At 56.0% G+C, this 12,441-nt stretch carries 11 protein-coding genes; 5 read left to right on the top strand and 6 right to left on the bottom strand.

Going from position 1 to position 12,441, the window contains the following annotated elements; all coding sequences use genetic code 11:
* Position 1: 1 nt before the first annotated feature.
* From WLO32_RS16255 to syd, 5 genes are all read right to left on the bottom strand, one after another.
* A complete protein-coding gene (locus WLO32_RS16255; protein ID WP_435946045.1) occupies positions 2 to 1,357 on the bottom strand; it encodes an MFS transporter in 1,356 nt (451 codons plus the stop codon).
* Positions 1,358 to 1,717: 360 nt separating this feature from the next.
* Positions 1,718 to 2,167 carry a flavodoxin gene (locus WLO32_RS16260; protein ID WP_435946047.1) on the bottom strand — a complete coding sequence of 150 codons (450 nt, stop codon included), beginning with the start codon at positions 2,165 to 2,167 and terminating at the stop codon, positions 1,718 to 1,720.
* Positions 2,168 to 2,183: 16 nt separating this feature from the next.
* Entirely contained in the window at positions 2,184 to 2,966 is a 783-nt protein-coding gene (truC, locus tag WLO32_RS16265) for a tRNA pseudouridine(65) synthase TruC (RefSeq protein ID WP_435946049.1), read from the bottom strand.
* Positions 2,966 to 3,295 (bottom strand): YqcC family protein, encoded by a 330-nt coding sequence (locus tag WLO32_RS16270; RefSeq protein WP_435946051.1) that lies wholly within the window; start codon positions 3,293 to 3,295, stop codon positions 2,966 to 2,968. The genes truC and WLO32_RS16270 overlap by 1 nt, the downstream gene beginning before the upstream one ends.
* Positions 3,296 to 3,950: 655 nt before the next feature.
* The gene (syd, locus tag WLO32_RS16275) at positions 3,951 to 4,499 is read right to left on the bottom strand and encodes a SecY-interacting protein (RefSeq protein WP_435948324.1); all 549 of its coding nucleotides are present in this window, start codon (positions 4,497 to 4,499) and stop codon (positions 3,951 to 3,953) included.
* 68 nt (positions 4,500 to 4,567) lie between these two features.
* Here syd and queF point away from each other — a divergent pair, with 68 nt between their 5' ends.
* From queF to WLO32_RS16295, 4 genes are all read left to right on the top strand, one after another.
* The gene (queF, locus tag WLO32_RS16280; RefSeq protein WP_435946053.1) at positions 4,568 to 5,410 is read left to right on the top strand and encodes an NADPH-dependent 7-cyano-7-deazaguanine reductase QueF; all 843 of its coding nucleotides are present in this window, start codon (positions 4,568 to 4,570) and stop codon (positions 5,408 to 5,410) included.
* A gap of 114 nt (positions 5,411 to 5,524) precedes the next feature.
* Positions 5,525 to 6,889, top strand: coding sequence for a nucleotide 5'-monophosphate nucleosidase PpnN (gene ppnN, locus WLO32_RS16285; protein ID WP_435946055.1), 1,365 nt, complete (start codon positions 5,525 to 5,527; stop codon positions 6,887 to 6,889).
* A gap of 461 nt (positions 6,890 to 7,350) precedes the next feature.
* Entirely contained in the window at positions 7,351 to 8,640 is a 1,290-nt protein-coding gene (locus WLO32_RS16290) for an HAAAP family serine/threonine permease (protein ID WP_435946057.1), read from the top strand.
* A gap of 80 nt (positions 8,641 to 8,720) precedes the next feature.
* On the top strand, positions 8,721 to 10,085 hold the full coding sequence (locus WLO32_RS16295; protein WP_435946059.1) for an L-serine ammonia-lyase: 1,365 nt from the start codon (positions 8,721 to 8,723) through the stop codon (positions 10,083 to 10,085).
* A gap of 78 nt (positions 10,086 to 10,163) precedes the next feature.
* Here the strand turns inward: WLO32_RS16295 and kduI are convergent, their stop codons facing one another.
* Positions 10,164 to 11,000, bottom strand: a complete 837-nt coding sequence (gene kduI, locus WLO32_RS16300) for a 5-dehydro-4-deoxy-D-glucuronate isomerase (RefSeq protein WP_435946061.1) — start codon at positions 10,998 to 11,000, stop codon at positions 10,164 to 10,166.
* Positions 11,001 to 11,408: 408 nt separating this feature from the next.
* On the opposite strand from kduI, the gene kdgT reads away from it, so the two are divergent.
* A complete protein-coding gene (gene kdgT / locus WLO32_RS16305) occupies positions 11,409 to 12,404 on the top strand; it encodes a 2-keto-3-deoxygluconate transporter (protein ID WP_435946063.1) in 996 nt (331 codons plus the stop codon).
* The last annotated feature ends 37 nt before the right edge of the window (positions 12,405 to 12,441 follow it).

Genomic DNA, 12,441 nt, shown 5'->3' on the forward strand with positions numbered 1-12,441 from the left:
GTTATCGTCCTGTGGTGACGGGTTTTAGCTCTACGCGTTTGATATCGCCGACGATGACCAGGTAGCTAAGCACCGCGACGACGGCGTGAATGCCTACGTAAATCAGCGCGCCGTTAAACGACCCGGAAACCCCGACAATGTAGCCGATAGCGATGGGCGTCACGATGCCGGAGATATTGCCGAACATGTTAAACAGCCCGCCGCTCAGGCCGCTTATCTCTTTTGGCGCGGTATCGGCCATTACGGCCCAGCCCAGCGCGCCGATGCCTTTGCCGAAGAAGGCCATCGCCATAAAGCCCACCACCATCCATTCGGCCTGCACGTAGTTACAAAACACCATGCTGACCGAGAGCAGCATTCCCAGCACGATGGGCGCTTTCCGGGCGATGTTTAGCGAGCCGGTGCGGCGCATCAGCCAGTCAGAGATAACCCCGCCCAGCACGCCGCCCATAAATCCGCAAACCGCCGGCACCGAGGCCACCACGCCCGCCTTCAGAATCGACATGCCCTTTTCCTGCACCAGATAAACCGGAAACCAGGTGATAAAGAAATAGGTTAAGGCATTGATACAGTACTGGCCGATATAGATGCCGATCATCATGCGCGAGCCGATCAGCTGCTTGATCTGATCCCACTTCTGCGCGAACGGCACGCGCTCTTTGGCCTGCTTCTGATCCATATTGATCAGCGCGCCGCCCTCTTCGATGTATTCAAGCTCCTTCTTGTTCACGCCGGGATGGTTATTCGGCTCGTGGATAACCTTCAGCCAGATAAAGCTGATGACGACGCCCAGCCCGCCCATGAAGAAGAACACGTGCGACCAGCCCACCTCGTGCGTCAGCCAGCCCATGATCGGGGCGAAGATAACGGTCGCGAAGTACTGCGCGGAGTTAAAAATGGCGACCGCCGTGCCGCGTTCCTGCGCCGGGAACCAGGCCGCCACGATGCGGCTGTTGCCGGGGAAGGAGGGCGCTTCAGCCAGGCCCACCAGAAAACGCAGCGTAAACAGCGCGATGATGATGCCAAAACCGCTAAAGATATCGACGAAGCCCTGCAGCAGGGTAAACATCGACCAGATAAAGATTGACCAGAAGTAGACGCGCTTCGAACCGAAACGGTCAAGCAGCCAGCCGCCGGGGATCTGGCCGATAACGTAGGCCCAGGAAAACGCCGAGAAAACGTATCCCATGCCAATCGGGTCAAGCCCAATGTCTTTTGCCATCTCGGAACCGGCAATCGACAGGGTGGCGCGGTCGCCGTAGTTAAATGAAGTGACGATAAACAGCATCACCACTATCCAGTAGCGTGCGTTGGTCCTTTTTTCGACCGCGCTCGCCGTTTGGCTAATTGTGTTCATGTTGCACTCCTGCACTGGACAGCTTTTGTAGGGTAACGGAAATGGTGCGTTGGTTTTTTTACAGGGTATTTTTATTAGCAAAACGAGCCGTGACGCCGTTCTGCGCGTTTTTATCGTTTAACCGGGAGAAAGTATATGAAGGGAGCCTGCCGGCCTCATCGTGCAAAAACACAAGTTTGCTGCGCGACAACCGGGCAGTTTATGGCTTCTGTCCATAAGGCTGGGGGATGGTTCACGATTTTGAAAGCTGCGGGAAAAATGGCTAAGGCTGAGGCGATAAATTGCGGGCTTTGTGAGGGGCTTCGCTTGACGCGACCGGGAAGATAACGGGAATACCCTCCGGGCGGAGGGTATCGAAAACTAGCTTAGCAATGCGCCCCACTGCTCAACCCAGGGATTGGCTACCGCTTCAGGTTCAGGATGGTCGTTGGCGTCGATAGCCAGCACGTTGCCGATGCGGGTCGCGCCCTGCTCCTGCAGCAGGGCGTCAAACTGCTTGCCGCCTCCGCAGAAACGATCGTAATTGCTGTCGCCCAGGGCGATAAGCCCGTAGCGCAGCTCCGGCTGATAGCCCACTTCGTCTTTCAGGGCCTGATACAGCGGAGCAATGCTGTCGGGCAGATCGCCCTGGCCGGTCGTGGAGGTAACGACCAGCACGTAGTGGTTACGGTAGTGCTGCCAGTCCGAGAGCTCGGGGTCTTCAAACACCGTTGCGAGATGCCCCTGCTTTTTCAAAATCGCTTCGGCTTCTTCTGCCACCAGCAGCGAGTTTCCATACATGGTGCCAACAAAAATACCCACTTCGGCCATAGCTTTGCTCCCTGGATTAAGATTCTTGGCTTTCATCCTGACGGTTGCCCGCGTCAAACTCAACCTTTTCAATATCGCCAGGCAGGCCGCGCCAGCCAAACTGTGACATCATCTGCATCCAGGTGTCGTCGAGGCCGGCGCGCAGGGTGAGCGGCTCGCCGGTAACCGGGTGATTAAGCTGCAGGCGACTGGCGTGCAGCATTAAACGCCGACAGCCAAAATGTTCCGCGGCGGCGCGATTCTGACGTAAATCGCCGTGTCTGGAATCGCCGATAATAGGATGACGCAGGTGCGAAAGATGACGGCGCAGCTGATGCTTGCGGCCGGTTTGCGGCTCCAGCTCCACCAGGCTGTAGCGGGCCGTCGGGTAGCGCCCGGCCGGCACCGGCATTTCAACCGTCGCCACGCCGCGATAATGCGTTACCGCAGGCTGCGGCCCTTTATCCTGGCCGGCATGCTTGTCGGCGATTTTATCCAGCTCTTCGGTTAGCGGATAATCAAGCACCGCCTCGCCTTCCAGCCAGCCGCGCGTTACCGCGTGATAGCGCTTATGAATCTGATGGTTTTCAAACTGCTGCGACAGCAGGCGCGCCACTTCGCTGGAAAGCGCCATCAGCAGCACGCCCGAGGTCGGCCTGTCCAGGCGGTGAACGGTAAACACGTGCTGGCCTAGCTGATCGCGTACGGTTTGCATCACGAAGACTTTTTCGTGCCTGTCCAGCCAGCTGCGGTGCACCAGCCAGCCCGACGGTTTGTTCACCGCCACCAGCCACTCATCCTGATAGACTATCTCAAGCATCAGTCGGCCGCGCCTGCAAACAGGGCATCAAGCTCCTGCAGCGCGGCCAGCAAAGGTTCGCGTCCGATATGGGCGGCGTCCAGCGCCATTTCGTAATAGGGGGCGACGGCAAAAGACGTCGGCAGCGGCTGATTGCTGTCGATAAGCGCGTGCATGCGCGGGATCAGCACCCACTGCAGCCACTCGTGCGGTTCCAGAGTGTCCATACAAAACGGCTGGGTGCTTTCAAAGGCGGCGGGCTGCGGGGCCACGCCCTGCCACAGCTGATGGCTGCGTAAAAGCTGTTCGATTGCGTGTAAATGCTGGCGTACCAGCGCATGGCGTTCCATGAAAACCTCATACGTCAGTAAAAAGAAGCGGGCAAGCATACCACTTCTTCAGCGTGACGAAAAAAATGCATAAAAAAAGGGAGCACTGTATGAAACAGTGCTCCCGGTTCGTTTCGCAGCTAATCCGGCTACTTTTAGTGCTCCCTGCTCGTCCTTGACAACTTTGTCCTGCGGTCTCCTGACCTACAATCCATCGTAAACGCATCCTGCAACCAACGTCCTGCTGGCGTCCTGCATCGTCCTGATGCGTAATCCTTTAGTCTTCCAGACCCGCCGTTCATCCTGACTCGGCTCTCATTCTCCGTCCTGGAGGTGTCCCTGACTCATCCTGAGTGGTTCCTTGCTTCTTCCAGAAGCCTTCCGTGTAACACCTTCCCGGTGTGTTCCGCTTTTTCATGAAGCGACGTCATCCTGACATCTCCTTCACTACCCGACCTCCTGTCGACGAACACAGGATCTCTTATTTGTTCACGTCTTACAAGGGACGCGCGGTGAACAGAGCCATAAACTTTCGTTCGAAAGGCCATACTTTCGGAGTTATATATTTGATTAATAAAGAAAGCAGGTCAAAAGAGCCAGCCGATACCCGAGAAAAAGTTAGCGATCTCTTACAGCATTTGTAAGAGATCTCTCACACCATCACGGGCAGGAAACGCTAAATCACCTGCGGCTGCAGCATTTCCAGCAGCGCCGGGAGCGACGGCGCCAGCGTTTTACGCTGCCTGGTGCCTATTTTTTCCAGCACCACTTCGCCGCTCAGGTTGCATAGCGACACCACTTCCATTTCGTCCTGCGTGGTGGCAAGGAAGAGGGTTGGGGAAAGCTTCAGGCGCTTTTGCGTTACCAGATGGCCGATTAAATTTTCCTGGACGCGCTGAAAATCATCCTCGCTCCACGTCTGCAGAAGCGTTAAAGCCAGGCTGCCGCATAGCGCGGGCATGTCGCCTGCGAACTGCGTGGTGTAAAACTGATGGGCCGCCGGCTGTAGCGAAATATCCATTGCGCGTTCTACCGCGCTTAAATCCGCCGCCGGGGAAAAAGGCTGCGGCTGCCAGCGCACGTCGCCGCCGGTGGTGGTGACAATGCAGGGTGAAGGCACGCCGTAAAGCTCTTCGCTTGCGGGCCATCCGCCGGTTTGTTCACGCCACAGCGTGCAGAAACGTTCAGTGAATGCTTCCAGCGCCTGGCGCACATCGTTATCCATCAATTTCTCACTCACATAAGGCTGCGGTACAATAAAGGCTAATTGTACCCGTATTCTATTGGTGACACATGTCTTATGAAAAACACCAGGCGCTAAGCGGCCTGACGCTCGGTAAGCCAACCGCCTACCAGGACACCTACGAACCCGCCCTGCTTCAGGCCGTGCCGCGCAGCCTGAACCGCGATCCGTTAGGCCTGCAGGCGGATAACCTGCCGTTTAGCGGCGGCGATATCTGGACGCTATACGAGCTGTCCTGGCTGAACGATAACGGCCTGCCGCAGGTGGCCGTTGGGCACGTGCAGCTGGATGCCAACAGCGTCAACCTGGTGGAGTCCAAAAGCTTTAAGCTTTACCTGAACAGCTTTAACCAGACGCGCTTTCGCGATTGGGAAACCGTACAGGAAACATTAAAACGCGATTTAAGCGCCTGTGCGCAGGGCGAAGTAAGCGTGGTGCTGTTCCGCTTGCACGAGCTTGAAGGCCAGGAGATCGCCGCTTTCAACGGCGAGTGCATCGACGAGCAGAACATCGTTATCGATAGCTACGAATTCAACGCCGATTACCTCGCGGGCGCCGCGGAGGGCGACATCACGGAAGAAATGCTGGTCAGCCATCTGCTGAAATCCAACTGCCTGATTACCCATCAGCCGGACTGGGGTTCAGTACAGATCCGCTATCGCGGCCCGCGCATTAACCGTGAAAAACTGCTGCGTTACCTCGTCTCTTTCCGCCACCATAACGAATTTCACGAGCAGTGCGTTGAGCGTATTTTCAACGACATTCAGCGTTTTTGCGCGCCGCAGTCGCTTAGCGTTTACGCGCGTTACACCCGCCGCGGCGGTCTGGATATCAACCCATGGCGCACCAACGCTGATTTCCATCCGGCGTTTGGCCGTCTGGTTCGCCAATAAATGCGAAATGCCTCGCAGGGCCGTAAGGGATTAATGTTTTCGGGTTGTTAAATTCGCCGCGGCAGGGCTATTGTAATCAACAGGAACGGCAGATTCGTTCCGTAAGGAGTTAACTTGATTACACATATTAGCCCTCTTGGCTCAATGGATATGCTGTCGCAGCTGGAAGTCGATATGCTTAAACGCACGGCCAGCAGCGACATTTACCAGCTTTTCCGCAACTGTTCCCTCGCCGTCCTTAACTCAGGCAGCCAGACCGACAGCAGCAAAGAACTTCTCTCGCGCTATGAGAATTTTGATATCAACGTGCTGCGCCGCGAGCGCGGCGTCAAGCTGGAACTCATCAACCCGCCGGACGAGGCCTTTGTCGACGGCCGCATCATTCGCGCCCTGCAGGCTAACCTGTTCGCGGTCTTACGCGACATTTTGTTCGTTAACGGCCAGCTTGCTAACGCGGGCCGCTTCCAGAACCTGGATTTAGAAGACTCTTCGCATATCACCAACATGGTGTTTTCGATTCTGCGTAACGCCCGCGCGCTGCACGTCGGCGAGGCGCCGAACCTCGTCGTATGCTGGGGCGGGCACTCGATAAACGAAAATGAATACCTGTACGCCCGTCGCGTAGGCACCCAGCTTGGCCTGCGCGAGCTGAACATCTGCACCGGCTGCGGGCCGGGGGCGATGGAAGCGCCAATGAAAGGCGCGGCGGTAGGCCAGGCGCAGCAGCGCTATCGCGATGGCCGCTTTATTGGCCTGACGGAACCGTCGATTATCGCCGCTGAGCCGCCTAACCCGCTGGTTAACGAGCTGATCATCATGCCGGATATCGAGAAGCGGCTTGAAGCCTTCGTGCGTATCGCCCACGGCATTATCATCTTTCCGGGCGGCGTAGGGACGGCGGAAGAGCTGCTTTATCTGCTGGGCATCCTGATGAATCCGCACAACCACGACCAGGTGCTGCCGCTGATCCTCACCGGCCCGAAAGAGAGCGAGGACTATTTCCGCGTGCTGGACGAGTTTATCGTCAGTACCGTCGGCGAACAGGCCCGACGCCACTATAAAATCATCATTGATGACGCCCCGGAAGTGGCGCGCCTGATGAAGAAAGCGATGCCGCAGGTGAAAGAGAACCGCCGCGAAACCGGCGACGCCTACAGCTTCAACTGGTCGATGCGTATCGCGCAGGATCTGCAGATGCCGTTTGAGCCAACCCATGAAAATATGGCGAACCTCAACCTGCATCCAAACCAGCCGGCGGAAAAGCTGGCGGCGGCCCTGCGCCGGGCTTTCTCGGGCATTGTCGCCGGGAACGTCAAAGAAAGCGGCATTCGCGCCATCGAGCAATACGGGCCGTATAAGATTCACGGCGACGCGCAGATGATGAAACGCATGGACGATCTGCTGCAAGGATTTGTCGCCCAGCACCGTATGAAGCTGCCCGGCAGCGCCTATATCCCCTGTTACGAAATCTGCACCTGATCTCCCCAAGGGCGGCGGCCATGTCGCCCTTCTTAATCGTCACTTCGCCCGTCAAGCCAACCGATTGCGCATCGTCTCCCGCCGCAAAACATCACGTCCTTTGAACAATTTCATGCTGAAAATGCTGTTTAAGCCGCTTTCTGTAGATAAAAACGAATTATTTTAGCGAGGTGAATTTATCGCATCTTTCGCAAATGCTAGCCTTTGCGCGCTTAAAATATGGCGGGCCATATATCAAGCAGTTTGAAATGCCGCCGATAACCCTGTGAATGGTGGATTCTTGCATTTGGGATCGCGATCACTGATACATTGATTACATAAATGTATCTTTCCGCCCGCCGATAGTTACGGGTCAAAATTACTATAAAAAAGCCCTGACACAGAATTTAGTTTCAGCGGTCAAGCGAAAAGCCTCGTTATTGACTGAAATTTTGCACATACAGTTCCTTCTGGAGAAGTTAATGGATACCACTCAAACCGGCAGTATTGCCTCTGTCGAGACAAAAAGTTCCTGGCGTAAGTCTGATACTATGTGGATGCTTGGCCTGTACGGCACCGCCATCGGTGCCGGCGTGCTGTTCCTGCCGATTAACGCAGGCGTTGGCGGTCTTATTCCACTGTTTATTATGGCGATTCTTGCCTTCCCGATGACTTTCTTTGCCCACCGCGGCTTAACCCGCTTCGTGCTGTCCGGTAAAAATCCCGGCGAAGACATCACCGAAGTCGTGGAAGAACACTTCGGCGTTGGCGCGGGTAAAATCATCACCCTGCTCTACTTCTTCGCTATTTACCCGATCCTGCTGGTTTACAGCGTGGCGATTACCAACACCGTGGACAGCTTCATTACCCACCAGCTGGGTATGGTTTCCCCACCGCGCGCCATTCTGTCCCTGATCCTGATCGTAGGTCTGATGACCATCGTGCGTTTCGGCGAGCAAATGATCGTTAAGGCGATGAGCATCCTGGTGTTCCCGTTTGTCGCGGCGCTGATGATGCTGGCCTTATACCTGATTCCTAACTGGAGCAGCGCGGCATTCGAAACCCTGTCTTTCAGCGCAACGCCGGCAACCGGCAGCGGCCTGTGGATGACGCTGTGGCTGGCGATTCCGGTAATGGTGTTCTCCTTTAACCACTCCCCGATTATCTCCGCGTTTGCGGTAGCAAAACGTAACGAGTACGGCGAAGGCGCCGAGAAGAAATGCTCCCGCATTCTCTCTTATGCGCACATCATGATGGTGATTACCGTTATGTTCTTCGTGTTCAGCTGCGTACTGAGCCTCTCGCCTGCCAACCTGGCGGAAGCAAAAGCGCAGAACATCTCTATTTTGTCTTACCTGGCTAACCACTTTAACGCACCGGTTATCGCCTGGATGGCGCCAATCATTGCCATCGTGGCGATCACCAAGTCCTTCCTCGGCCACTATCTGGGCGCCCGTGAAGGCTTCAACGGTATGGTTATCAAGTCTCTGCGCGGTAAAGGCAAGAGCATTGAAATCAATAAACTCAACCGCATCACCGCAATCTTCATGCTGGTCACCACCTGGATTGTGGCTACCCTGAACCCAAGCATCCTCGGCATGATTGAAACCCTGGGCGGCCCGATTATCGCGATGATCCTGTTCCTGATGCCGATGTACGCAATCCAGAAAGTACCTGCTATGCGCAAATACAGCGGCCATATCAGCAACGTGTTTGTGGTGGTGATGGGCCTGATCGCTATCTCCGCCATCTCTTACTCGCTGTTCGGCTAATGCAGTAAAAATAGCTTTCAACCGCCCGTTTTCTCGGGCGGTTCTCTCCCCCGACAAGTCACTCACGCAATGGACGCATCATGATTAGCGTATTCGACATATTTAAAATCGGTATCGGACCTTCAAGCTCTCATACCGTCGGCCCGATGAAGGCTGGCAAACAGTTCGCTGACGACTTAATCGCGCAAGGGATACTGCACGATGTTACCCGCGTAATCGTCGATGTTTACGGCTCGCTGTCCCTGACCGGCAAGGGCCACCACACCGACATCGCGATTATCATGGGCCTCGCGGGAAACCTGCCGGACAGCGTGGATATCGACTCCATTGCGCATGTCATTCAGGATGTGAATACCCATGGCCGCCTGACGCTGGCCAACGGCGCGCATGAAGTGGAGTTCCCGGTAGATCGCTGCATGAATTTCCATGCGGATAACCTGTCGCTGCATGAAAACGGCATGCGTATTACCGCCCTTGCGGGCGATCGGGTGCTCTACAGCCAGACCTATTATTCCATCGGCGGCGGGTTTATCGTCGATGAAGCGCACTTTGGGCAGGAAGATACCCAGCAGGTTGCGGTGCCTTATCCTTACAGGAGCGCCGCCGATTTACGCAAGCACTGCGACGAAACCGGCCTGTCGCTCTCCGGGCTGATGATGCAAAACGAACGCGCGTTGCACACCCAGGCGGAAATCGATGCGCATTTCGCCAGCGTCTGGCAGGTCATGCGCAGCGGCATTGAACGAGGCATCACCACCGAAGGTGTGCTGCCGGGCAAAATGCGCGTGCCGCGCCGCGCCGCGGCGTTACGCAGAATGCTGGTAAGCAGCGACAAGAACAACTCCGACCCGATGGCCGTCGTCGACTGGATAAACATGTTCGCTCTGGCGGTTAACGAAGAGAACGCTGCGGGCGGGCGCGTGGTAACGGCCCCGACCAACGGCGCCTGCGGGATTGTCCCTGCGGTGCTGGCCTACTACGACAAGTTTATCCGCGAGGTGAACGCTAACTCCTGCGCCCGCTATCTGCTGGCCGCGGGAGCGATCGGGTCGCTGTACAAAATGAACGCTTCCATTTCCGGCGCGGAAGTCGGCTGCCAGGGCGAAGTTGGCGTGGCCTGCTCTATGGCGGCGGCGGGCCTTGCGGAACTGCTGGGCGGCAGCCCGGCGCAGGTTTGCATCGCTGCGGAAATCGGCATGGAGCATAACCTGGGCCTGACCTGCGACCCGGTGGCGGGCCAGGTGCAGGTGCCGTGCATCGAGCGTAACGCCATTGCTGCGGTAAAAGCGGTGAATGCGGCTCGTATGGCGCTGCGTCGTACCAGCGAACCACGCGTTTGTCTCGATAAGGTTATTGAAACCATGTACGAAACCGGCAAGGACATGAACGCCAAATACCGCGAAACGTCACGCGGCGGGCTGGCGATGAAGGTTTCCTGCGATTAAAAAAAGGCCCTCAAACGAGGGCCTTTCTTATTATGCAGGTTAAGCGTCACGCAACCCGATAAACTCGCTGAGCCCGACCTAGCGCAGATCCCCTACCTTCACGTGGTCCATATCGTCAAATACCTGATTTTCACCCACCATACCCCAGATAAAGGTATACGCGCGCGTGCCCACGCCCGAGTGAATTGACCAGCTCGGTGAAATGACCGCCTGCTCATTGTGCACCACGATATGACGCGTTTCCTGCGGCTGGCCCATCATGTGGAACACACAGCTGTTCTCTTCCAGACCAAAGTAAAAATAGACTTCCATGCGGCGTTCGTGCGTGTGGCACGGCATGGTATTCCACAGGTTGCCGGGCGCAAGCTCAGTCAGCCCCATGCTCAGCTGGCAGGTTTCCAGCACGTCGGGGACAAAGTATTTATTAATAGTGCGGCGGTTGCTGGTGACATCTTCGCCCAGGGTGACCGGCGCAACGTCCGCAGGCGTAACGCGTTTGGTTGGATAGGTGGTATGGGCCGGCGCGCAGTTATAGTAGAAACGAGCGGGTTTAGCCGCATCAACGCTTTCAAACACCACCTCTTTGGCGCCCTTGCCGACGTACAGGGCGTCGCGGTGGCCAATCTCATAGCAGGTGCCGTCCACCCTAACGGTGCCGGGGCCGCCAATATTAATTACGCCCAGCTCGCGGCGCTCAAGAAAATAGCTCACGCCCAGCTGCTTACCCACTTCTGCCCCTACGCTCACCGGGCGCGTCACGGGCATTACGCCGCCGACAATAATGCGGTCGATATGGCTGTAGGTCATGGTGTACTGGTCGGGGGTAAAAATGGTTTCCACCAAAAACTCTTTGCGCAGGCCGGCTGTATCGAGCGTTTTCGCATGATCGCTATGAATGCTTTGACGAACGTCCATCACTTCTCCTCACGGGCATATCCGGACGGATGCGTTACTCGTCTCCGTCGCTATTAATAAAAAATGTAATTCAATCCTTTTTAATTACACCTTATTTACATTTCATCTTCTTAAAATATCTTAGCAGCGCACCTTGCGAAATAATGTGATCTAAATTGAAATATTGTTTCAAATTGATTGAATCACAATTCCAATAAGCGGATATTTCCTCTCATAAAGTCCCCTGCGGAGTCCAACCATGAAGGCCGCGCTTTCGTAGCAAGGTCACGGCGCCACCTAAAAGAGTAAACAGCCTTACTCTGCACAGAATTTTTTTAAGCCAATAAAAAGCAAGCCTTTTTGTTGCGAGCCCTTGCGTACTTTTTAAGCCGAGCCGTCAGCGGTCAATAAAAATGATGAGGAATTTTTATGAAGATTAAAGCCACCATTGAGCGCATTCCCGGTGGAATGATGCTGATCCCGCTGCTGCTTGGCGCAATATTAAATACCTTCGCTCCGGACACCGGCGCTTACTTCGGCTCCTTTACCAAAGGGATGATCGGCGGCACCGTTCCTATTCTTGCCGTGTGGTTCTTCTGTATTGGCGCCTCCATCGATTTACGCGCGACCGGGACCGTGCTGCGCAAGTCCGGCACGCTGGTTCTCACCAAAATCGCCGTCGCCTGGGCCGTGGCGATGATTGCCGCCTCGTTTATTCCTGACGAAGGTATCCAGACCGGAATGTTTGCCGGACTGTCGGTGCTGGCTCTGGTTTCCGCCATGGACATGACCAACGGCGGCCTGTACGCCAGCCTGATGAACCAGTACGGCACCCGGGAAGAAGCCGGCGCATTCGTGCTGATGTCGCTGGAGTCCGGCCCGCTGATGACCATGGTTATTCTGGGTTCGGCCGGCCTTGCCTCCTTTGAGCCGCACCACTTTATCGGCGCCGTGCTGCCGTTTTTGGTTGGCTTTACGCTGGGCAATCTCGATCACGACCTGCGCGACTTCTTCAGCAAGGCGACGCCGACGCTTATTCCGTTCTTCGGTTTCGCGCTGGGCAACACTATCAACCTGAACGTGATTATGGACACCGGCCTGCTGGGCATCGTGCTGGGCGTGGCGGTGATTATCATTACCGGCATCCCGCTGATTCTGGCCGATAGATTCATTGCCGGCGGTAACGGTACCGCAGGCATTGCGGCGTCGTCCGCGGCAGGCGCAGCGGTGGCTAACCCGGTCATTATCGCGCAAATTAACCCGGCGTTTGAGCCGGTTGCGGCTTCCGCCACGGCGCTGGTAGCGGCAAGCGTTATCGTAACGGCGATTCTGGTGCCCATCATTACCGCCCTCTACTCGCGGCGCATGGGCGCACAGGCGCAGGAGAAGCCGCTGGTGCAGGATGTGCAGCACCAGCACCGCTAAACCGCTAAAAGAAAAAGGAGCCTTGCGGCTCCTTTTT

It is taken from the genome of Dryocola mayonis (genome assembly GCF_051307045.1).
Lineage (GTDB): Bacteria > Pseudomonadota > Gammaproteobacteria > Enterobacterales > Enterobacteriaceae > Dryocola.